Here is a 21,729-nt window from a genome sequence, read left to right as displayed (position 1 = left end):
CCCTTGCCCCCCATGTCTTCGAGGTGCCGTCCATGTCCGTCTCCCGCGCCAGACCCGCCTCGGCGCTGATTCTGGCCACCGCCCTGGCCGCCGTCGGCCTGGGCCCCGCCGCGTCCCCGGCGATGGCCGCCAACGTGCCTGTCGGCTCCGGCAGTTACTCGGACAGCAGGCCCGCCGGCACATCCGGCCCCACCACCAACACCGGTACTCCCGTCACCCCGAAGGTGACCGAGGCCGCGCGCGCCCGGCCGCTGCCCACCAACGACTGGTGGTCCTCGCTGGCCTTCCAGCGGTACGGCGACAATCCGTACTCCACCCCCATGTACGGCCACCCCCTCACCTATCAGGCGACGGCGGGCGGTCTGGAGGTCGGCTATCCGACCACTCCGGCGATCGTCGGCGACGGCCGCCAGTACGAATACGCCCACAAGGCCGATCTCACCCTCGGCCTGACCGGGCTCAACTCGCCGGACACCAAGGCCGACGCCTGGTCGGACTGGACCGTGACACCGTACTGGTCCGACGGTGCCCGCACCCTGCGGACCACCATCGGCCACGGTCTGCCCTTCGTCTACGCCAAGGGCTCGGGCGGCGACGCGCGGATCACCACCGCCGCCGCGCCCGCTGTCTTCGCCGACGACGGCAACGTTCTCGGCATCACCGTCGCGGGCCACCACTACGCCCTGTTCGCCCCGTCCGGCAGCGACTGGGCCGTCTCCGGATCCACCGTGACGGCCGGGCTCGGCGGCGCCGACTACTTCTCGCTCGCGGTCCTCCCGTCCACCGACGCGCTCGCCACGTACAAGAAGTACGCGTACAGCTTCGTCACCGGCTCGAAGGTGAGCTGGAGCACCGAGGGCGGCACGGTCAAGGCGACCTACAGCCTCACCACCGATCCCCAGGAGGGCACCGAGACCGGCACCCTCCAGGCCCTCTACCGGCACCAGTGGCTGAACACCACCGACGCGCTGACCCCGTACACCTATGTCTCACCGCGCGGCACGATGAAGGTCCGCGAGTCCGCCTCCTTCACCACCTCCCAGGCGTCCTCCGGGGTGCTGCCCGCGCTGCCGAAGTCGAGCGGTGTCGACCAGACGCGGCTCAAGGGCTATCTGGACGAGGTGGCGGGCGCGGGCGATCCGTTCTCGGGCGCGACCGACACGTACTGGACCGGAAAGGCACTGGGCAAGCTCGCCCAACTCGTGCCCATGGCCGACCAGATCGGTGAGAGCGCGACCCGCGACAAGCTCCTCGGACTGCTCAAGAGCCGGCTGGAGGAGTGGTTCACGGCGGGCGGCGCGAGTGAGTTCTCGTACGACAAGGACTGGAAGACGCTGATCGGCTACCCGGCGTCCTACGGCAGTGACACGGAACTCAACGACCACCACTTCCACTACAGCTACTACGTGTACGCGGCGGCGATCGTCGCCCAGTACGACCAGGGGTGGGCCGCCGACTCCGCCTGGGGCGGCATGGTGAAGACGCTGGTCCGTGACGCCGCCAACCCCAGCCGCACCGACACCGCCTTCCCCTTCCTGCGCGGCTTCGACGTGTACGCGGGCCACAGCTGGGCCTCCGGGCACCAGGGGTTCGCGGCGGGCAACAACCAGGAGTCGTCGTCGGAGTCCACCAACCTCAGCGCCGCGCTCGTCCTGTGGGGCTCCGCGACCGGCGACGCCGAACTGCGCGATCTGGGAAGCTACTTGCTGGCCACCGAGTCCGAGGCGATCGCCCAGTACTGGTTCGACGCCGACGAGGAGGTCTTCCCGTCCTCCTTCGGCCATGACACGGCCGGCATGGTGTGGGGCAGCGGCGCCGCGTACTCCACCTGGTGGACCGCCAACCCCGAGGAGATCCACGGCATCAACGTCCTCCCCGTGACCGGCGGTTCACTGCATCTGGGCCGGGAGAAGGCCGCGATCCAGCGCAATCTCGCCGAGCTGGAACGGGAGAACGGCGGCCCGGCCGTCGAATGGCGCGACATTCTCTGGGAGTTCGAGGCCCTCGCCGATCCGGCGGGTGCCAAGGCCAAGTGGGACGCGGGCAACGCGGGATACACCCCCGAGGCGGGTGAGTCCAAGGCGCACACCTACCACTGGATCGCCACGCTCGACGCGCTCGGCGCCCCCGACGCGACGGTGACCGGGTCCGTCCCGTCCTCGGCCGTCTTCAGCAAGGGCGGCGTACGCACCTACGCGGCGCACAACTTCGAGTCGGCGGCGCGGACCGTCACCTTCTCGGACGGTACGACGCTCGACGTACCGGCCCGCTCGACAGCGACGAAGTAGTCGTCGGACCGCCCGCTACCCTGCGGGCGGACCCGGGACGGCGGGCCCGGCCAGGGCCTGTCTTCAAAGTCCCGCCTGCCTGGCGGCGCTACTTGGAAGACAGGCCCTAGGCCGAGGCCCGCCGTACCAGCGTGGTCGGGGTGATCACCGACGCCGGGGCCTCCTCGCCCTCGCGCTCACGGTCGAGCCCGCGCAGCAGCAGCCGCGCCATCAGCCGGCCCTGCCCCTCGATGTCCTGCTGGACGGTGGTCAGCGGCGGGTCGGTGACCCCGGCGACCGAGTCCATGTCGTCGAACCCCACCAGCGCCACCTCGTCCGGCACCGCGATCCCGCGCTCCTTCAGCACCCGCAGCGCGCCCGAGGCCATCAGATCGTTGGCGGCGAACACCGCGTCCAGATCGGGACACCGCTCCAGCAGTGTGGTCATCGCCCGCGCCCCGCTCTCCTCGGTGAACGCCCCCTCGGCGATCAGCGCGGGATCCTCGTCCAGCAGCACATCGCGGTAGCCGTCGAGCCGGTCGGTGGCCGAGGTCTGGTCGCGCGGCCCCGCGATATGCGCGATCCGCCGCCGCCCGAGGTCCCGCAGATACCGCACGGCCTCCCGGGCCCCGCCGCGGTTGTCGGCGTCCACATACGGCACGGCCCGGTGGTCCGGTGCCTTGGTCCAGCCCGGCCGGCCGCCGTAGACCGTCGGCATCCCGGCCCGCCGGGTGATCTCCGGGATCGGATCGTCGGTGTGCAGCGAGAAGGCGAGCGCGCCGTCGACATGGCCGCCCGCCAGATAGCGGGCGATCCGGTCGTAGTCGCCGGGCCCTTCGAGCAGCAGCAGCACCAACTGGTAGTCGTGCGCGGTCAGTTCCTTGCTGATACCACGGATCTGCTGGGAGAAGAACGGGTCGGAGAAGATCCGGATCTCCGGCTCGGCGATGATCACGGCGACAGCGCCGGTACGCCGGGTGACCAGCGTGCGTGCCGCGTGGTTCGGTACGTAGCCCAGCTCCTCGACCGCCCGTCGCACCTTCTCGACCAGCGGCTGTCGCACCCCCGCCCCGCCGTTGACGACCCGGGAGGCCGTGGCCCGGGAGACACCGGCGAGCGCCGCGACGGCTTCCAGAGTGGGGCGGGCCCCAGGGAACGGCTCGGTCAAAACGGGCGCTCCTCGTCGTACAACGGACAGGACAACCTCCAGCCTAGCCGCTCCCGGAGAATTCCTGAGAGCGCTTCCATGCCCGCCCCAGCAGGGAAAGCAGTGTGCCGTGCCACCCGGGAAGGGCGGCACGGCACGGCGGTGGGGCAGGTCGGCGGCGGGGCGGGAGGGCCGCCGTCAGCGCTCGTGGATCGTGTTCGTGGCGGCGATCCGCTGCCAGGACGCGGGCCGCTCCGGCGCCGCGTCGGACCGTACGGGACCCGCCGTGGCGCGGCGGCCCCGCCGGCGGGCTTCGACGGCTGGAAGAGCCAGGTGTCGAAGAGCCCGGCGAGCGGCGTGTCCGAGATCCGCTCCGCGTAGGTCACGAAGTCGTTCACGGAGGCGTTTCCATAGGCGTGTTCGGCCGGCCAGCCCTTCAGGACCGCGAAGAAGTCCTCGTCCCCGATCCTGTTCCGCAGCGCCTGGAGAGCCAGCGCGCCACGGTCGTAGACCGCGCCGTGGAACTGGTTGTCCGGGCCCGGGTCGCCCGGCTTCACCGTCCAGAACGCGTCGTCGGCCGGGTACCGCGCGTACAGATAGTCGGCCAGCTCCTGCGCGGTGCCCTCGCCCTCCTTCTCCGACCACAGCCACTGGCTGTAGCGGGCGAAGCCCTCGTTGATCCAGATGTCCTTCCAGCCGCGGACCGAGACACTGTCGCCGTACCACTGGTGCGCCAGCTCATGGACGACCACCGAGACGTTCGCGCCGTTCGCGAACTGCTTCGGGCTGTAGAAGGGCCGCGTCTGCGTCTCCAGCGCGAAGCCGCTGGTCACATTGGGCACGTAACCGCCGAGCGCGTTGAACGGGTAGGGGCCGAAGACACCGGTCAGCCACTCCGCCACCTCACCGGTCCGCTCCACGCTCGCCCGCGCCGCCCCCGCGTTGTCCCCGAGGTCCTTGCTGTACGCGTTGAGGATCGGCAGCCCGTCCGCGGTCCTGTCGGTGGTGATGTCGAACTCACCGACGGCCAGCGTCGTGAGATACGTGGCCTGCGGCTTGTTGGAACGCCAGTTGTAGCGGGTCCAGCCGAGCTTCGAACTCCGCGACTGGAGAACGCCGTTGCTGATCGCCTGGGTGCCGTCGGGCACCGAGACCGAGATGTCGTATGTCGCCTTGTCGAGCGGATGGTCATTGGACGGGTACCACCACACCGCCGACTCCGGCTCCTGGGCCGCGACCCCGCCGTCCGGGGTGCGCTGCCAGGCCGTATAACCGTCGATCTTCAGCTCGGACGGCTTGCCGGCGTACCGCACCACCACCGAGGCAGGCTGACCCTTCGTCAGCGGCGTGGCCGGGGTGATCTCCAGCTCCTGGCCGCCGGTGGCGGCGAACGCCGCCTTCCGCCCGTTCACCCTGACCTCCTCGACCGCCAGCCCGAAGTCGAGATGGAAGCGGGAGAGGTCCTGCCGGGCCGTGGCGAGGAGGGTCGCCGTGCCCTGGAGCAGATCGGTGGCGGGCTGGTAGGTGAGCCTGAGGTCGTAGTGCGACACGTCGTATCCGCCGTTGCCGCTGGCCGGGTAATAGGGGTCGCCGATGCCCGGGGCGCCCGGGGAGAAGTCCGCGGCGGATGCCGGGATCGCCAGCAGAAGCGAAGCCGCGAGGACGCCCGGAACGATGAATCTGCGGTGCACGGGTGCTCCAAATCCTGGGGATCAAAGATCTCCTGACCCTATTGAGCACATCGCCGGATGGTCATGTTCATGGCCCGTTATGTCACATGATTGCCATGCGGCGGACATCCCGTACGGGCCCCGCCCGCCCCTCGCTTCCCACGACTGCCCTCTTTTGCGCGCGAGTTGACGGGGGTACCTTCCGCCCCATGGAGATCCGTGCGCGGGGCGCCCGCTGGTCATGCAGAACGCTGGTCGCGGCAGCCTCCGCGGCGCTGCTGGGGGTATTGCTCACGCCGACGGGAGCCCAGGGAGCACAAGCGGCGCACGGCGCGTCGGCGGCTCAGGAGGCGCAGAGCTCGCGGCCGGCGGCGACGGCCGGGCCGCCCCCGCGCCGGAGCGAGCCCGTCTACTCCTACGAGAACGCCATCCGGGAGTCCGTCTGGGTGGACACCGGGATCGACGGCGACGCGAACGGCAGCACCGACCGGGTCGCCGTCGATGTCGTACGGCCCCGCGAGGCCGCGCGGTCGGGCCGGAAGATCCCCGTGATCATGGACGCCTCCCCGTACTACTCCTGCTGCGGACGCGGCAACGAGAGCCAGAAGAAGACCTATGACGCGAACGGCGACCCCGCCGGCTTCCCGCTGCACTACGACAACTACTTCGTGCCGCGCGGCTACGCCTTCGTCGCCGTCGACCTGACCGGCACCAACCGCTCCGACGGCTGCGCCGACGTCGGCGGACGCTCCGACGTCCTGTCGGCCAAGGCCGTCGTCGACTGGCTCAACGGCCGCGCCCGCGCGTACGGCAGCCGTACCGGCACCGACCCCGTACGGGCCTCCTGGACCACCGGCGCCACCGGCATGATCGGCAAGAGCTACGACGGCACCATCGCCAACGGCGTCGCCGCCACCGGCGTCAAGGGGCTCAGGACCATCGTCCCGATCGCCGCGATCAGCTCCTGGTACGACTACTACTTCGCCCAGGGCGCCCCCCTCTACGACTCGGGGCCCGAATGGCTCTCCGATTACGTGGAGAGCCCCGAGGCCCGCGACCGCTGCCAGGCCGTTCAGCAGCGGCTGATCGACGAAGCGCCGCGCACCGGCGACTGGACCCGGCTGTGGAGCGAGCGCGACTACGTACGGAACGCCGGCAACGTCAGGGCCAGCGTCTTCGCCGTACACGGCATGCAGGACCTCAACGTCCGAACCAAGCACCTCGGCCAGTGGTGGGACGCGCTCGCCGACGCGGGCGTGGAGCGCAAGATCTGGCTCTCCCAGACCGGCCATGTCGACCCGTTCGACTTCCGCCGCACCGAATGGGTCGCCACCCTGCACCGCTGGTTCGACCACTATCTGCTCGGTTACGACAACGGCGTCGACCGCGAGCCCATGGCGGACATCGAGCGCGCCCCCGACCGCTGGACCACCGACAGGGTGTGGCCGCCGCGCGCCACCGCCGCCACCGCCGTGCGCCCCGCCGCGGGCGAGGTCCCCGGCGTGGGCACGCTCGGCCGTACCCCCGCCCGGCCCGGCACGACCGAGACCTTCACGGACGATCCGCGCCTGAGCGAGTCCGACTGGGCCGCGGACATCGACCGGTCCACCACCGCCAAGTCCGGCTTCGTCACCCGGCCGCTCAGCCGCGATCTACGGCTCTCCGGCTCCTCCACGGTGACCGTCACCGCCACCCCGTCCACCTCGACCGCCCATCTCTCCGCGGTCCTCGTCGACCTCGGTCCCGACACCATCCGTGACTACGGGCACGCGGGCGAGGGCATCACCACCCTCACCGAACGCACCTGCTGGGGCCCGAGCACCACCGCCGACAGCTCCTGCTACCGGGAGACCGAGGCCAGGACGGCGGACGTCGACCACACCGTCTTCAGCCGCGGCTGGGCCGATCTCGGCACCTACGCCTCGGCCGGCCACGGCCGCCCGCTCACCCCCGGCAAGCCGTACACCCTCACCGTCCAACTCGCCGCGAGCGACCATGTCGTACCCGCCGGCCACCGGCTCGCCCTGATCATCGGCGGAACGGACCAGGGCCTGATCGACCCGCCGTCCACCACCCCGACCCTCACCCTCGATCTCGCCCGAACGTCCGCGAAGCTGCCGCTCGTCGGCGGCGCCGAGGCCTTCACCCGCGCCACGACCGGCACCGTCCCGCCGCACAGCGCACCCCGAGAGTCCCGTCCTGACGGCGTGGCCGAGCCGCGCCGGACACCTCCGATCCCGGGAGACCGCACCTGATGACGCCCCGTAAGACACCCCGCCTGCGCACCCTCGTCCTGGCGGTGACCGCCGCGGCCCTCGTACTGCCGATAGCGGCCCTCCCCGCCCAGGCCACCTCCGGTCAGGCAACGTCCGCCCAGGCCCCGTCCGGTCAGGCCTCCTCCGGTCGCGGCGCCGGCACCCCGCCGCGTACGGAATTCGAGACCGGCGACGGCGCGAACTGGACCAGCCAGGCGCAGGAGCAGCAGTTCCTGTCGGCCGTCGACCGCGGCAGCGACCGCGCCGCTCTGACGACCATCGGCACCACCAAGCAGGGCCGGCCGCTCCAGCTCGTCGAGCTGGGCGCCCGGCGCGCGCCCGCCACCGTGCTGCTCGTCTGCAGCCAGCACGGCGACGAACCGTCGGGCCGCGAGGCGTGTCTGACCACGGTCCGCGACCTCGCCTACGCCAAGGACCGCGCCACCCAGCGCTTCCTGGCCCGTACGAGCGTGCTCGTCATCCCGACCGCCAACCCGGACGGCCGGGCAGCCGACACCCGCGGCAACTCCGACGGCGTCGACATCAACCGCGACCACATCGCGCTGAAGACGGCCGAGGGCCGCGCGATGGCCGCCGTCATCCGCGACCGGAAGCCGGACATCATCTACGACCTGCACGAGTACGGCGCCACCCCGCCGTACTACGACGAGGATCTGTTCGACCTCTGGCCGCGCAACCTCAACACCGACGCGCGGGTGCACGACGAGTCGCAGGCACTCTCGGAGCGGTACGTACGGCCCGCCGCGCGCGCGGCCGGCCACTCCATCGGCACCTACGGCATCTGGACCGACCCGGCGACCGGCGACCCCATCAAGCAGACCGCCGGCGACGGCCAGGAACGCATCCTGCGCAACGCCTCCGGCGTCAAGCACGCGATCGGCCTGCTGATCGAGAGCCGGGTCGATCCCCTCACCGACGCCGAGAAGGCCGACGAGGCGCTCAACAACCGGCGCCGCGTGACCAGCCAACTCGACTCGCTGAAGGGCCTGTTCACCTTCACCGACGAGCGGAGGGCGCGGATCGTGACCGCCACGGCCACCGCCCGGCTGGCCGGACTGAAGGACCGCGGTCCTGTCTATCTCGGCGGCGCCGACAACGAACCCGCGGCCCCCGAGAAGATCCTCCAGGACCCGCCGTGCGGCTACCGTCTCGACGCGGCCCAGTACGCGGACGTCAAGGACGAACTCGCCCTGCACGGCGTCGTGTCCGTACCGCTCGGCAAGGGCGCGGTCGTACCGCTCCGCCAGTCGCAGCGGAATCTGGTGCCGCTGCTCCTCGACGAGCGGGCGGAGTACCACCTGACCGCCGCGACGCCCGCCGCCTGCTGACCGCCCGCTCTACGCGGCGGCCACCGCCAGTCCGGCGGCGGCCGCCGCGCAGCCCCAGGCCACGGTGACACCCGCGCCGCCGTGCCCGTAGTTGTGCACCACCCGCCCGCCCCCGGGCAGTCGCACGGCCTCCAGCCGCACCCGGGGACGGGCGGGCCGCAGCCCCACCCGGTGCTCCAGCACCCGCGCCCCGGCCAGTTCGGGCCGGATCCGGGCGCAGCGCGCCACGATCGCCTCGGCCTCGGCCGGGTCGGGGCTCAGATCCCAGGAATGATCGCTCGCCGTGCCGCCGAGCAGGACCCCGTACGGCTGGGGCATCAGATACGTCATCGCGGACGAGCCGGGGCCGGCCGCCACGAACCACTCGTCGATCCCCGGGTTCTCCACGATCACCACCTGACCGCGCACCGGATACAACGACGCGTCCCCCGCCAGTTCCCGGGCGCCGAGTCCGGTGCAGTCGATCACGACGGACGACTCGGCCGCCGGCTCGGCGAGGCCGGTGACCGACCGCCGCTCGACGGTGCCTCCCGCCCTGCGCAGCCGCTCCTTCAGATAGCGCAGATACACCGGCATGTCGATCAGCGGGACCGCGGCCCGCAGCCCCTGGCCGAAACCGCCGGGCAGTTCGTCCGCACGGGCCTCGCGCAGCTCGGGCATCTTGGAGGCCCAACTGCCCAGTCCCGCAAGCGGGGTGTCCGCCATCAGCCCCGCGACGATACGCACCCCGGTCCTGTCCGGGGTCCGTGCCAGCTGTACGTAGTGGCGCAGCGACTCCTCCAGCCAGGCGCCGACCTGGCGCGCGGGCTCGATGCGATAGGGCCAGACCAGCGCTCCCGCCACCGCCGAGGTGGTCCGCGCCACCGGATCGCGGGTCCACAGTCCGACACGGTGGCCGCTCTCCGCGAGGACCACCGCCGTCGTCAGGCCTATGACTCCGCCGCCCACCACGATCACATCAGTGTCACTGCCGCTCATGCCCGGACCGTACCGGAATCCGCCCCGTCAGGGTGTCCGCGAGTCCCGCCCGATCCGCGACGCACGCGCGACGGCGCTTTGCGGACAGGCGCCGAGCCCGCCCTCCGGGCAGACGGCGCTACGTTGAAGACAGGGCCTAGAATCACCGGTCTGATGACTGCCACGCTCGTAGCCAAAGACCTCGCCGCGGGACACGGCGACCGCTCGCTCTTCTCCGGGCTCGATCTGGTCGTCGCGCCCGGCGATGTGATCGGACTCGTGGGTGCCAACGGCGCCGGGAAGTCCACCCTCCTCCGGCTGCTCGCCGGAATGGACACGCCCGAGGAAGGACAGCTGAGGCTGTCCCCGCCCACCGCCGCCGTCGGCCACCTCCCCCAGGAACCCGAGCGGCGCCCGGGAGAGACCGTACGGGCCTTCCTGGGCCGCCGTACCGGCGTCACCGCGGCGCAGACCGCCCTGGACGAGGCGACACAGGCGCTGGTCGACGGCGCGCCCGGCGCCGATGACGCCTACGCGGTCGGCCTGGAGCGCTGGCTCGCCCTCGGCGGCGCCGACCTCGACGAACGGGCCGAGGAGGTCGCCGCCTCACTGGGCCTGACCGTCGGCCTCGACCAGCCCATGACCACCCTCTCCGGCGGCCAGGCCGCCCGCGCGGGCCTGGCGTCGCTGCTGCTCTCGCGGTACGACGTCTTCCTGCTCGACGAGCCGACCAACGACCTCGATCTCGACGGCCTCGACCGTCTTGAGGGCTTCGTCTCGGGTCTGCGCGCCGGCACGGTCGTCGTCAGCCATGACCGCGAGTTCCTGGTACGGACGGTGACCAAGGTGCTCGAACTCGACCTCGCCCAGCAGAAGATCACACTCTTCGGCGGTGGCTACGAGGCGTATCTGGAGGAGCGCGAGACCGCACGGCGCCATGCCCGTGAGGAGTTCGAGGAGTACGCGGACAAGAAATCCGCCCTGGAGGCGCGGGCCCACACCCAGCGCTCCTGGATGGAGAAGGGCGTCAGGAACGCCCGGCGCAAGGCGACCGACAACGACAAGATCGGCCGGAAGTTCCGTACCGAATCCAGCGAGCAGCAGGCGGCCAAGGCGCGCCAGACGCAGCGGCTGATCGAACGCCTCGATGTGGTCGAGGAGCCCCGCAAGGAGTGGGAACTGCGGATGGAGATCGCCGCCGCGGACCGGTCGGGGGCCGTGGTGGCGACGCTCCGCGAGGCCGAAGTGGCGCGCGGCGACTTCCACTTCGGGCCGGTCACACTCCAGATCGACCGGGCCGACCGGGTCGCCATCACCGGAGCCAACGGCAGCGGCAAGTCCACGCTGCTGGCCGCCCTGCTGGGCCGCCTTCCGCTGGACGCGGGCCACGCCACCCTCGGCTCGGGCGTCGTCGTCGGCGAGGTGGACCAGGCACGCGCCCTCTTCCACGGCCCCGAGACCCTGCTGGACGCCTTCCGCGCGGCGGTCCCCGACACCGAACCGGCCGACATCCGTACGCTGCTCGCGAAGTTCGGCCTCAAGTCCGGCCATCTCCTGCGCCCCGCGACCACGCTCTCGCCGGGTGAGCGCACCCGCTCCGCGCTCGCGCTCCTCCAGGGCCGGGGCGTCAATCTCCTGGTCCTGGACGAGCCGACCAACCACCTCGACCTGCCGGCCATCGAACAGCTGGAGTCGGCGCTCGACTCCTATGACGGGACGCTGCTGCTGGTCACCCATGACCGCAGGATGCTGAACGCGGTCCATACGACCCGCCGTCTCGATGTGGCGGACGGCAAGGTCACCGAGATCTGAGGGCGGTGCGGGGGACCTGAGGGCGGAGGCAGGGGCTCCCGTCCGTCCCGGAGCCCCCGCTCCTTCTCCAGGAGATCCCCCGCCCTGTCCCTCGGAGATCCCGCGCGCCGCCGCGCCCAGAGCGCCTCAGCGTCGCTTGCCGCGGCCGTTCGGATCCGTCAGACCCGCCCGTCGCAGGGCGTCCGCCATCGCGCTGTTCGCCGGCGGCGGGGCCGACGCCTGACGTCCACCACCACCACCGCCACCACCGCCACCGCGGTTACCGCGCCCGCCCTGCCGCTGCTGCGGAGGCCGCCCGCCGCCGCCCGCGGAACGCTCCCGGTCCCGGTCCTGCTTGGCCGGCTGCGCCTCGTCGTCCAGCCGCAGCGTCAGGGAGATCCGCTTACGGGGGATGTCGACGTCCATCACCTTCACCTTGACCACATCGCCCGGCTTCACCACCTCCCGCGGGTCCTTCACGAAGTTCCTGGACATGGCGGAGACATGGACCAGACCGTCCTGGTGCACCCCGATGTCGACGAACGCGCCGAACGCGGCGACGTTCGTCACAACCCCCTCCAGCACCATCCCGGACGCCAGATCGCCGAGCTTCTCGACGCCGTCCTTGAACGTGGCCGTCTTGAACGCCGGCCTCGGGTCCCGCCCCGGCTTCTCCAGCTCGCGCAGGATGTCGGTGACGGTCGGCAGACCGAAGGACTCGTTCACGAAATCATCGGGCCGCAGCGTGCGCAGCACCGACGCGTTCCCGATCAGCGAGGCGACCTCACTGCCCGTCTTCTTCACCATCGACCGCACCACCGGATACGCCTCGGGGTGCACGCTCGACGCGTCCAGCGGGTCGTCGCCACCGCGGATACGGAGGAAGCCCGCGCACTGCTCGTACGCCTTCGGACCGAGCCGCGCCACATCCTTGAGCGCGCGCCGCGAACGGAACGGCCCGTTGGCGTCGCGGTGGGCCACGATGTTCTCGGCGAGTCCCGTCCCGATGCCCGACACGCGCGAGAGCAGCGGTGCGGAAGCGGTGTTGACGTCGACGCCGACGCCGTTCACACAGTCCTCGACGACCGCGTCCAGCGAGCGGGACAGCTTCACCTCGGACAGGTCGTGCTGGTACTGGCCGACACCGATCGACTTGGGGTCGATCTTCACCAGCTCGGCCAGCGGGTCCTGGAGCCGGCGCGCGATGGAGACCGCGCCACGGATCGACACATCCAGATCGGGCAGCTCCTGCGAGGCGAACGCGGAGGCGGAGTACACCGAGGCGCCCGCCTCCGAGACCATCACCTTCGTCAGCTTCAGCTCGGGGTGCTTGGCGATGAGCTCAGCGGCGAGCTTGTCGGTCTCCCGGGACGCCGTGCCATTGCCGATGGCGACCAGATCGACGGAGTGCTCCTTCGCCAGCCGGGCCAGCTTCGCGAGCGACTCGTCCCACTTGTTCGCGGGCACATGGGGGTAGATCGTGTCGATGGCGACGACCTTGCCGGTCGCGTCGACCACGGCCACCTTCACGCCCGTACGGAACCCGGGGTCGAGCCCGAGCGTGGCGCGGGTGCCGGCCGGGGCCGCCAGCAGCAGATCGCGGAGGTTGGCGGCGAACACCCGTACCGCCTCGTCCTCGGCGGCGGTCCGCAGCCGGAGCCTGAGGTCGATCCCGAGATGCACCAGGATGCGGGTACGCCACGCCCAGCGCACCGTGTCGGCGAGCCACTTGTCGGCGGGACGGCCGCGGTCGGCGACGCCGAAGCGGCGCGCGACCATGTTCTCGTACATGCTCGGGCCCGGCTGCTCCGACGGCTCCTCGGGCTCCAGGACGAGATCGAGGACGTCCTCCTTCTCGCCCCGGAGCATCGCGAGCACGCGGTGCGAGGGCAGCTGGGAGAAGCCCTCGGCGAAGTCGAAGTAGTCGGCGAACTTGGCGCCGGCCTCCTCCTTGCCGTCCCGTACCTTCGCCACGAGCCGGCCCCGGGTCCACATCCGCTCGCGCAGCTCACCGATGAGATCGGCGTCCTCGGAGAACCGCTCCGTGAGGATGGAGCGGGCGCCGTCCAGCGCCGCCGCCGGGTCGGCGACCCCCTTGTCCGCGTCCACGAACGCGGTGGCCGCGGCGAGCGGCTCCACCGAGGGATCGCTCAACAGCCCCTCGGCGAGCGGCTCCAGACCGGCCTCCCGGGCGATCTGCGCCTTCGTACGCCGCTTGGGCTTGAACGGCAGGTAGATGTCCTCCAGCCGCGCCTTGGTGTCGGCGGCCCGGATCCGCGCCTCCAGAGCGTCGTCGAGCTTGCCCTGCTCGCGTACGGACTCCAGGATCGCCCCCCGCCGCTCTTCCAGTTCGCGCAGATAACGCAGCCGCTCCTCGAGCGTGCGCAGCTGCGCGTCGTCGAGCATCTCGGTCGCTTCTTTGCGATAGCGCGCGATGAACGGCACGGTCGACCCGCCGTCGAGCAGCTCGACGGCCGCCTTCACCTGCCGCTCCCGTACGCCGAGTTCCCCGGCGATCCTGCCTTCGATGGACGTCGTCACGATCACGCTCCGCTGTTCAGTGGTCCGCCGTCTGCATTGTGGCAGGTGGCACCGACATCAGCGGGCACGACCGGCGGTGACGAGCCGGTACGGGGGGCCGTACGGCAGCTCTCGTCGGCCGTACGGCAGCCCGCGGCCCGGTCCCGAAATAAAGAGGGACCGGGCCGTGGAACCGATCGGGCCCGTGGCGGGAGACCCTCATCCGTGCGCGGCGCCGCCGAAGAGACGGGCGAGCGCGCGGAAGGGAAGCGTCACCACGGAAGCGATCGTGGAGCCGATGGCCCGGAGGACATCGGCGATGGCACGGAACACGGGGGCCTCCTTCAGGTGGCTGTCGAGTCGTCGGCCGCGTCGGGCGCTTCGCGCATACGGCGTACGGGCCTCTGCCTGCGTACGGGGCACGCGCCATGAGCACCCTCGAACGGGGTGAACCGCGGCCTACCACCTGTCTAAGCGAGTGTCCGTTCGGGGCGCGGGTAAACACCGGCCGCCGGTTCCCGCCGCGGCGCGGCCCTCAGCGCTTTCCGATGAGGTCCGCGGGAAACGCGCCGGCCGCCTGCGCCGCCCCCGCGAGAGCCCCGCCCAGCTCGGTGAGGCGGGCCACGCCCGCCGCCCCCAGATGTTCGTACGGTGCCCGGTCCAGCCGGTCGGTCTCGTCCTCCAGGGCCTTGCGCAGCTCCGTACCCGACGCGGTCAGCTCACCGTCCGTGTCCAGCAGCCCCCGCCCGCGAAGCCGTTCCCCGGCCCCGTCCCACTCCTCCTGACTCCAGCCCCGGCTGGCCAGGACCCACCTGGGCGACATGCCCCGGCCGCTGGCGGTATGGCTGGCGAGTGCCTCCAGAGGGTCGAGCCCGGCGCTCAGCAGAGCGGCCAGATGACCGTCACCGCGGTACTCCCGCAGCAGCGTGGCCGCGTGCCAGTACGCCAGATGCGGCGCGTCGGGCACCGGCAGATCGGCGTTCGCGGCGTACAGCGGGCGCGCGGGGCGCGTGCACGCCTCGGCGGCCCGCAGCGCCAGCTCCGCCGCCTCGGCCAGCTCCTTCGAGGCCAGGGCCTCCTCTCCCAGCAGCCGGCGCAGCAGCGAGTCGACCGCCCGCAGCCGCGCGTCGAGCGCGTCCTCGGGAGAGACGGAGTCCCAGGCGTGCGGGATGTGCCGGGCGACGAGGTCGTGCCGGAAGTTGTAGAAGGCCGCGGTGACGGCCCCGGCGCCGACCCGCCCCAGGGGAGCGGCACGGGCCGCGAAGTAGACGGCACGCGCGTCGTCCAGACCGGCGCGCGCGAACTCGCGGCCGAGTTCGGGGGAGAAGTAGAGGACCGAGTGGAACGGATTGACGACGGCGTGACAGCGCCGCGCGGCACGCTCGGGCAGAGAGGTCATGCCCGTACGTTACCGACTGGTCGGTACGTCCGACAGATGGGGGCCGGACAGGTGGTGGCCGGACGGGGAGCGGGCCCTGATGGCAGGAAGAGAGGGGCATTCGTCATTGCGGCCACCACGCACCGGGCCAAGGATGAGAGACATGACCGAGCGATCCGTACTCGTCGTCCTCTTCGACGAGGTGCAGAGCCTTGACGTGACCGGCCCCGTGGAGGTGTTCAACGGAGCCGGGCTCGCCACCGGCGACCGCGGCGCGTACCGGATCCGTACGGCCTCGCTGGACGGCGCGCCCGTACGGACCTCCAGCGGACTGACACTCGTCCCCGACCTCGCGCTCACCGAGGCCTCCGACCCGCACACGCTCGTCGTGCCCGGCGGAAACGGCACCCGCGGTCCCGACCCGCTGCTGATCGCATGGCTGCGCGAGCGCGCGCCCCGCGCCGGCCGACTGGTCTCGATCTGCACCGGGGCCCTGCTGCTCGCCGCGGCGGGAGTGCTCGACGGCCGTCGCGCCACCACCCACTGGAGCGCGGCCCGTCTGCTCGCCACGGACTACCCCGCCGTCGAGGTCGACCCGGACCCGATCTTCGTACGGGACGGGAAGATCGCCACGTCCGCCGGTGTCACCTCGGGGATCGATCTCGCGCTCGCCCTCGTCGAGGAGGACCTCGGCCGCGAGGCGGCGCTCACGGTGGCCCGCCATCTCGTGGTCTTCCTGCGCCGCCCCGGCAATCAGGCGCAGTTCAGCGTCCAGCTCGCCGCTCAGACCGCCCAGCGTGAGCCGCTGCGCGACGTGCAGAGCTGGATCAGCGACCATCCCGGCGGCGATCTCTCGGTCGAGACACTGGCGGCGCGGGCCAGCCTCTCGCCGCGTCACTTCGCGCGCGCCTTCCGTGCGGAGACCGGAATGACCCCGGGCCGCTATGTGGAGCGTGTACGCGTCGAACACGCCAGAAGGCTGCTGGAGGACAGCGCCGACGGCATCGAGGAGATCTCCCGCGTATGCGGCTACGGCACGCCCGAGGCCATGCGCCGCGCCTTCACCAGAGTCCTCGGCACGGCGCCGGCCGAGTACCGCCGCCGCTTCCGTCCCGGCCCGGCCCTCGCGCCCGCGGCCGCCGCCACCCATTGACCAGCTCCCCGGTCACCCGGAGAAGCAGCTTCTCAGCGACCCCAACGAAAGGCCCGTTATGAAGATCGCGATCGTCCTCTTCGAAGGCTTCACCGCACTCGACGCCGTCGGTCCCTATCAGATGCTCAGCCACACCCCCGGCTTCGAGACGTTCTTCGTCGCCGAGAAGGCCGGGCCCGTGGCCGACGACTCCGGCATCCTCTCGCTCGTCGCCGGGAAGACGCTCGCCGAGGTCCCCGCGCCGGACATCCTGGTGGTGCCCGGTGGGCCCGGCCAGGAGAGGCAGATGGAGAACGAGACGCTCCTCGGCTGGCTGCGCGCGGCCGACACCGCCACCACCTGGACCACCTCCGTCTGCACCGGCTCCCTGCTGCTCGCCGCCGCCGGGCTGCTGCGGGGACGCCGGGCCACGTCCCACTGGCTGGCCATGGAGGCGCTGCCTGCGTACGGCGCCGAGCCCACCGGCGAACGTGTCGTCACCGACGGCAAGTACATGACGGCCGCCGGAGTCTCCGCGGGGATCGACATGGGCCTCACCCTCGCGGGACGGCTCGCGGGCGACCGGTTCGCCCAGTCCGTCCAGCTGCTGACGGAGTACGACCCGCAGCCGCCCTACGACGCGGGCTCGGCCGACAAGGCGCCCGCCGATCTGGTCGCGGAGATGCGGGACGGGAGCCGTTTCATCCTTCAGTGACGGGTTCGCCCGCTCCGGCGGGTTCGTAAGCCCAGCTGAAGCGCGGCTCGCGGCGTTCCAGGAAAGCGGCGACCCCCTCCGCGGTGTCGCCGCTGCCGTGTGCCTGCGCCGTCCAGTACGCCGCGCGGTCCGTGCGGCCCGAGGCGAACTCCTTGGCCGCCGTCTGGGTCAGCCGCGAACGCGAGACCAGCACTCGTGCGAACTGCGCCACCCGCTTGCCCAACTCGCCCTCCGGCAGCACCTCGTCAACGAGTCCGGTACGCAGCGCCCGGTCCGCCTCGATCAACTCGGCGGAAAACAGCAGGTATTTGGCCGTGGCAGGGCCCACCAGCGAGATCAGCCGACGGGTGGACGACTCCGAGTAGACGATCCCGAGCCGCGCCGGAGTGATCCCGAACCGCGCGCCCTCCTCGGCGAACCGCAGATCACAGGCCACGGCCAGCTGACAGCCGCCGCCCACGCAGGAGCCGCGTACGGCCGCGAGCGTCGGCTTGGGGAAGGCGGCCAGCGCTTCTTCCGCGGCCACCGCCGGCGCGCTCGGATCCCGGCCGGGCTCACGCAGCGAGGAGATGTCGGCGCCCGCGCAGAAGCTCGTGCCCTCACCGGTCAGTACCAGCACCTGTACGGCGGGGTCGTCCGCCAGCATCCCGAGCAGCGGTGGCAGCTCGCGCCACATCCGCGCGGTCATCGCGTTGCGCTTGGCGGGATGGTGGATCACCACGGTCGCGATGCCGTCGGCGACGGTGTGCAGCAGTTGGGGCTCCATGCGCCGGATGCTATCCCCGCTCTCCCCGGCACCGGCAACCGCTCCGGAATCGCCAGCAGATGAGCAGAGGCGATCGTTTCCATCGTTGTGTCGCTCCCATGCGGTCGCGACACGCCAATTCCGGCTGACTTCTGTTCAGTACTCCGGTACGGACGGTCCCGGTCCCAAGACTCGGTACCGATGGACGACGCCGTTCGAGGCAAGGGTGGGTGCCGCACGATGGAGAGCCGCGGAAGTGTTCCGGCCCGGCCGCTGTCGTACGAGGGGGTCTGGCGGTTCACCGCACCCGCCGTCGACATCTCCGTACCGCAGGCCAGACACGCCGTACGTGACCTGCTGAGACGTCAGCGCGTACCGATCAGGGACGGGGTCGTCCAGGGGGTGCTGCTCATCGTCTCCGAGCTGGTCACCAACGCCGTACAGCACGCGGCCCTGCTCTCGCCGGAGATCGCCGTCGAGGTCGCCATCGGCGGGGCGTGGATCCGGGTGTCGGTCGAGGACAACCATCCGTACCGGCCCACGGCCCTGGAGACGGATCACGCCCGCACAGGCGGGCGCGGGCTGCTGCTCGTACAGGAGACCTCGCGGGAGGCCGGCGGGAACTGCGGGGTGGAGCACACCGCCGGCGGCGGGAAGATCGTCTGGGCGGTGCTGCCCTTCCCGTCGCCGGCCGCGTCCGGGGAGCCGCCGCGGGGAGGTGTCACCAGCCCGCGGCAGGCCCGGTGAGCTCTCTGATGGCCGGACGCGCCGCGTCCAGGACGGTCATGAACCACGCGGAGAACACGGTCTCGCCATGCCGCTCGGTCAGCTCGGCCGGGGTGACGAACACCGTCTCGCCGACCTCCTCGGGGTCCGGCCGCGGCGCGGACTGCGCGAGCCCGACGAAAAGATGGTTGTACTCGTGCTCCACCAGCCCCGAAGCCGGGTCGGGGTGGTTGTAGCACACGGTCCCCGCCTCGGCCAGCAGCGAGGGCGAGATGCCCAGCTCCTCATGGGTACGGCGGGCGGCGGCGGCGAACGGCGCCTCGCCCGGGTACGGATGCCCGCAGCAGGTGTTCGACCAGACTCCGGGGGAGTGGTACTTGCCGAGCGCGCGGCGCTGGATCAGCAGTCGGCCCTGCTCGTCGAAGAGGAAGACCGAGAACGCCCGGTGCAGTCTGCCCGGTGGCTGATGGGCGGAGAGCTTCTCGGCGGTGCCGATGGTGTTGCCGTGCTCGTCGACCAGCTCCAGCATGATCGTTTCTTGTGCGTCGTTCGACGTGCTGTTCGCCGCAGTGACTGGTGTGGTCGGCATAACCATCCTTCTCATCGGGCCTCGGGGCCCAAGTCTGCCGCACAAGAGCCTCGTATCCACACTCCGGAGGCGTGGGCATGTCCGTTCGCCCGGGGCGTCGGTGACAGAGATTCGCGTCAGTGACAGAGCTTCGCCTCGTGCTCCGCGTGGCCGCGGGGCTCCAGCTGGAAGGTGCAGTGCTCGACGTCGAAGTGATGTCCCAGGCATCCCTGCAGGTCATGGAGCATCTTCTCGTGGCCCACCGCGTCCAGCGCGTCCTGGTCCACCACCACATGCGCGGAGAGCACCGGCATCCCGGAAGTGATCGTCCAGACATGGAGATCGTGTACGTCCGCCACACCTGGCAAGGCGAGCATATGTGCGCGTACCTCATTCATGTCCACGTTCTTGGGCGCCGCTTCCAGCAGGACGTTCAGCGTCTCCCGCAGCAGCTTCACCGTGCGCGGAACGATCATGAGACCGATCAGCAGGCCCGCGATCGGGTCGGCCGTCTGCCAGCCCGTGGTCAGGATGACGACGGCCGAGACCAGCACCGCGAGCGAGCCCAGGGTGTCCGCGAGGACCTCCAGATACGCGCCGCGCACATTGAGGCTCTCCTTCTGCCCCCGCGTCAGCAGCGAGAGGGAGACCATGTTGGCGGCCATGCCCACCAGGGCGAAGATGATCGTGAGGCCGCCCTTGGTCTCGGGCGGCACGATGAAGCGCTCAATCGCCTCGTACAGCAGGAAGCCGCCGACACCGAGCAGCAGCAGACAGTTGGCCAGCGCGGCGAGGATCTCGGCCCGCGCGAACCCGAAGGTGCGGGTCTCGTCCGCGGGCCGGGCGGCGAAGTGGATGGCCAGCAGGGCCATCCCCAGGCCCACCGCGTCCGTCGCCATGTGCGCCGCGTCCGCGAACAGGGCCAGGGAGTCGGAGGCGATACCACCGATGATCTCCACCACCATCACGGACACGGTGATCGCCAGAGCGATCCGCAGCCGGCCCCGGTACGCGGCGGTCGCGGTGCCCGCCGGCGGTCCTCCGTGCGTGTGCCCGTGGTTATGTCCTGCCCCCATGAAGACGCCTCCCAGTCGTCCGGCCAAACTCCCGACGAGGTCAGTGAACTACGGGTGGGGGGTATCCGGCAACACGGCACTGAACACCGTTGTCATATGCTCTGACCTGCGGAAATGACCGCAGGTCAGAGCGCGGCACGGTCACCCGACCGAGGCCGCGGGATGGTGCAGCCGCCAGCCCTGCCAGGCCGACTCGACCATCTCGCGCACACCGCGGCTCGCCGTCCAGTCCAGTTCCTCGGCGATCAGCCCGACCGCCGCGACGGCCCGCGCCGCGTCGCCGGGACGGCGCGCCTCGGTCACCGGCTCCGTACGGTCGCCGGTGACCTCCGCCACCAGATCGGCCAGTTCCCGGACCGAGACTCCCTCGCCGCGGCCGATGTTCACCGTGAGATCCCGGGGGCCCTCCTGGCCGGCCAGCCACCGGGCCGCCGCGAGATGCGCCTCGGCGAGATCCGCGACATGGATGTAGTCCCGGATACAGGTGCCGTCCGGTGTCGGATAGTCCGTGCCGAAGATCCGCGGCGCCTCGCCCCGGCTGATCCGGTCGAAGAACATCGGGATGATGTTGAACACTCCGGTGTCCGCGAGCTCGGGCCGCGCGGCGCCCGCCACATTGAAGTAGCGCAGACAGCCGGTGGCGAGGGAGTGCGCCCGCCCGGTCGCCCGTACCAGCCACTCACCCGCGAGTTTCGTCTCACCGTACGGATTGATCGGCACGGCGGGCGTCCGCTCCGTGATCAACTCCACATCCGGCACGCCGTACACCGCCGCCGAGGAGGAGAAGAGGAACCGCCGCACCCGCGCCGCCACCACGGCCTCCAGCAGCACCGTGAGCCCGTGCAGATTCTCCCGGTAGTACGCCAGCGGCCGCTCGACGGACTCCCCGACCTGCTTCTTCGCCGCCAGATGCACGACTCCGGTGACCGCGTGCTCCGCGAGCGTACGGTCGAGGAGCCCCCGGTCCAGCACGGAGCCCCGCACGAGCGGGATCTGGGCGGGCAGCCGGTCGGCGACACCGGTCGACAGATCGTCGAGCACGACCACCCGCTCACCCGCCGCGGCCATGGACCGCGCCACGTGCGCCCCGATATAACCCGCTCCACCTGTGATCAGCCACGTCATGCCGTCACCCTAAGGGCTGTCCCGTCCTCCCCGGCGGGCACCCGACGGCCCTGGACGAGCAAGTCCGGAGTCCCGTCCGCGTAAGTCCGGAGTCCCGTCCGCGCCCGGTCCGCACCGCCTCGCTCAGGTCGTGTTCACGTCATGGCCCCGCCCCCGGCACCCGCGGTTTGTCGGGCGGGCCGTCGATCGACGATGATGATCTCCACGCGGGCTGTACCCGGCCCAGATCATGGCGTCCGGGGCGTAAACGGTCGGTGAACTAGGTCTTCCGTTCATCCGATAGCCTCTGCCGACGTGCCGCAGCCCGG

Annotated in this window: 16 protein-coding genes and 1 pseudogene; 7 read left to right on the top strand and 10 right to left on the bottom strand. The window is 71.3% G+C overall.

Annotated elements, in window-relative coordinates:
* The first annotated feature begins 32 nt into the window (after window positions 1-32).
* On the top strand, window positions 33-2,288 hold the full coding sequence (locus tag CU044_RS32790; protein WP_240045984.1) for a glycosyl hydrolase: 2,256 nt from the start codon (window positions 33-35) through the stop codon (window positions 2,286-2,288).
* Window positions 2,289-2,394: 106 nt separating this feature from the next.
* On the opposite strand, the gene CU044_RS32785 is transcribed toward CU044_RS32790, so the two are convergent.
* Together CU044_RS32785 and CU044_RS32780 are read right to left on the bottom strand one after the other, a co-directional pair.
* The gene (locus CU044_RS32785; protein WP_129772374.1) at window positions 2,395-3,435 is read right to left on the bottom strand and encodes a LacI family DNA-binding transcriptional regulator; all 1,041 of its coding nucleotides are present in this window, start codon (window positions 3,433-3,435) and stop codon (window positions 2,395-2,397) included.
* Window positions 3,436-3,612: 177 nt separating this feature from the next.
* Window positions 3,613-5,105, bottom strand: a pseudogene (locus tag CU044_RS32780) (M1 family metallopeptidase).
* Between the two features lie 188 nt (window positions 5,106-5,293).
* Here CU044_RS32780 and CU044_RS32775 point away from each other — a divergent pair.
* Window positions 5,294-7,339, top strand: a complete 2,046-nt coding sequence (locus CU044_RS32775; RefSeq protein ID WP_129772373.1) for a Xaa-Pro dipeptidyl-peptidase — start codon at window positions 5,294-5,296, stop codon at window positions 7,337-7,339.
* Window positions 7,339-8,688 (top strand): M14 family metallopeptidase, encoded by a 1,350-nt coding sequence (locus CU044_RS32770; RefSeq protein WP_129772372.1) that lies wholly within the window; start codon window positions 7,339-7,341, stop codon window positions 8,686-8,688. The genes CU044_RS32775 and CU044_RS32770 overlap by 1 nt, the downstream gene beginning before the upstream one ends.
* A gap of 9 nt (window positions 8,689-8,697) precedes the next feature.
* On the opposite strand, the gene CU044_RS32765 is transcribed toward CU044_RS32770, so the two are convergent.
* Complete coding sequence (locus CU044_RS32765; RefSeq protein ID WP_129772371.1) at window positions 8,698-9,666, bottom strand: FAD-dependent oxidoreductase; 969 nt, start codon at window positions 9,664-9,666, stop codon at window positions 8,698-8,700.
* Between the two features lie 153 nt (window positions 9,667-9,819).
* Here CU044_RS32765 and CU044_RS32760 point away from each other — a divergent pair, with 153 nt between their 5' ends.
* Entirely contained in the window at window positions 9,820-11,457 is a 1,638-nt protein-coding gene (locus CU044_RS32760; RefSeq protein ID WP_129772370.1) for an ABC-F family ATP-binding cassette domain-containing protein, read from the top strand.
* 126 nt (window positions 11,458-11,583) lie between these two features.
* Here CU044_RS32760 and CU044_RS32755 read toward each other — a convergent pair whose 3' ends face one another.
* The 3 genes from CU044_RS32755 to CU044_RS32750 form a co-directional block, all read right to left on the bottom strand.
* Window positions 11,584-13,977, bottom strand: a complete 2,394-nt coding sequence (locus tag CU044_RS32755; protein WP_129772369.1) for a Tex family protein — start codon at window positions 13,975-13,977, stop codon at window positions 11,584-11,586.
* A gap of 198 nt (window positions 13,978-14,175) precedes the next feature.
* On the bottom strand, window positions 14,176-14,289 hold the full coding sequence (locus CU044_RS40125) for an LPFR motif small protein (RefSeq protein ID WP_275670243.1): 114 nt from the start codon (window positions 14,287-14,289) through the stop codon (window positions 14,176-14,178).
* Between the two features lie 202 nt (window positions 14,290-14,491).
* A complete protein-coding gene (locus tag CU044_RS32750) occupies window positions 14,492-15,355 on the bottom strand; it encodes a hypothetical protein (protein ID WP_129772368.1) in 864 nt (287 codons plus the stop codon).
* Window positions 15,356-15,497: 142 nt separating this feature from the next.
* On the opposite strand from CU044_RS32750, the gene CU044_RS32745 reads away from it, so the two are divergent.
* A complete protein-coding gene (locus CU044_RS32745) occupies window positions 15,498-16,487 on the top strand; it encodes a GlxA family transcriptional regulator (protein WP_129772367.1) in 990 nt (329 codons plus the stop codon).
* Between the two features lie 58 nt (window positions 16,488-16,545).
* Entirely contained in the window at window positions 16,546-17,181 is a 636-nt protein-coding gene (locus CU044_RS32740) for a DJ-1/PfpI family protein (protein WP_129772366.1), read from the top strand.
* Here the strand turns inward: CU044_RS32740 and CU044_RS32735 are convergent.
* Window positions 17,168-17,947 (bottom strand): enoyl-CoA hydratase/isomerase family protein, encoded by a 780-nt coding sequence (locus tag CU044_RS32735; protein ID WP_129772365.1) that lies wholly within the window; start codon window positions 17,945-17,947, stop codon window positions 17,168-17,170. The two genes, CU044_RS32740 and CU044_RS32735, sit on opposite strands and share 14 nt — an antisense overlap.
* Before the next feature lie 219 nt (window positions 17,948-18,166).
* Here CU044_RS32735 and CU044_RS32730 point away from each other — a divergent pair, with 219 nt between their 5' ends.
* Window positions 18,167-18,673: an ATP-binding protein gene (locus CU044_RS32730; protein WP_129772364.1), complete on the top strand. Its 507-nt coding sequence runs from the start codon at window positions 18,167-18,169 to the stop codon at window positions 18,671-18,673.
* Here CU044_RS32730 and idi read toward each other — a convergent pair.
* From idi to galE, 3 genes are all read right to left on the bottom strand, one after another.
* Window positions 18,648-19,241, bottom strand: a complete 594-nt coding sequence (idi, locus tag CU044_RS32725) for an isopentenyl-diphosphate Delta-isomerase (protein WP_129772363.1) — start codon at window positions 19,239-19,241, stop codon at window positions 18,648-18,650. The genes CU044_RS32730 and idi overlap by 26 nt on opposite strands.
* Window positions 19,242-19,357: 116 nt before the next feature.
* Window positions 19,358-20,296 (bottom strand): cation diffusion facilitator family transporter, encoded by a 939-nt coding sequence (locus CU044_RS32720; protein ID WP_129772362.1) that lies wholly within the window; start codon window positions 20,294-20,296, stop codon window positions 19,358-19,360.
* A gap of 141 nt (window positions 20,297-20,437) precedes the next feature.
* The gene (gene galE / locus CU044_RS32715) at window positions 20,438-21,421 is read right to left on the bottom strand and encodes a UDP-glucose 4-epimerase GalE (RefSeq protein ID WP_129772361.1); all 984 of its coding nucleotides are present in this window, start codon (window positions 21,419-21,421) and stop codon (window positions 20,438-20,440) included.
* Window positions 21,422-21,729: the final 308 nt, after the last annotated feature.

It is taken from the genome of Streptomyces sp. L-9-10 (assembly GCF_004151105.1).
Taxonomy (GTDB): Bacteria; Actinomycetota; Actinomycetes; order Streptomycetales; family Streptomycetaceae; genus Streptomyces.
This window is presented reverse-complemented; position numbering and strand designations above follow the sequence as displayed.

Excerpts from the sequence above, each read along its gene's own strand:
- CU044_RS32790 (WP_240045984.1), top strand. The coding sequence starts at position 33 with ATGTCCGTCTCCCGCGCCAGACCCGCCTCGGCGCTGATTCTGGCCACC.
- CU044_RS32775 (WP_129772373.1), top strand. The coding sequence starts at position 5,294 with ATGGAGATCCGTGCGCGGGGCGCCCGCTGGTCATGCAGAACGCTGGTC.
- CU044_RS32770 (WP_129772372.1), top strand. The coding sequence starts at position 7,339 with ATGACGCCCCGTAAGACACCCCGCCTGCGCACCCTCGTCCTGGCGGTG.
- CU044_RS32765 (WP_129772371.1), bottom strand. The coding sequence starts at position 9,666 with ATGAGCGGCAGTGACACTGATGTGATCGTGGTGGGCGGCGGAGTCATA.
- CU044_RS32760 (WP_129772370.1), top strand. The coding sequence starts at position 9,820 with ATGACTGCCACGCTCGTAGCCAAAGACCTCGCCGCGGGACACGGCGAC.
- CU044_RS32750 (WP_129772368.1), bottom strand. The coding sequence starts at position 15,355 with ATGACCTCTCTGCCCGAGCGTGCCGCGCGGCGCTGTCACGCCGTCGTC.
- CU044_RS32745 (WP_129772367.1), top strand. The coding sequence starts at position 15,498 with ATGACCGAGCGATCCGTACTCGTCGTCCTCTTCGACGAGGTGCAGAGC.
- CU044_RS32740 (WP_129772366.1), top strand. The coding sequence starts at position 16,546 with ATGAAGATCGCGATCGTCCTCTTCGAAGGCTTCACCGCACTCGACGCC.
- CU044_RS32735 (WP_129772365.1), bottom strand. The coding sequence starts at position 17,947 with ATGGAGCCCCAACTGCTGCACACCGTCGCCGACGGCATCGCGACCGTG.
- CU044_RS32730 (WP_129772364.1), top strand. The coding sequence starts at position 18,167 with ATGGAGAGCCGCGGAAGTGTTCCGGCCCGGCCGCTGTCGTACGAGGGG.
- idi (WP_129772363.1), bottom strand. The coding sequence starts at position 19,241 with ATGCCGACCACACCAGTCACTGCGGCGAACAGCACGTCGAACGACGCA.
- CU044_RS32720 (WP_129772362.1), bottom strand. The coding sequence starts at position 20,296 with ATGGGGGCAGGACATAACCACGGGCACACGCACGGAGGACCGCCGGCG.
- galE (WP_129772361.1), bottom strand. The coding sequence starts at position 21,421 with ATGACGTGGCTGATCACAGGTGGAGCGGGTTATATCGGGGCGCACGTG.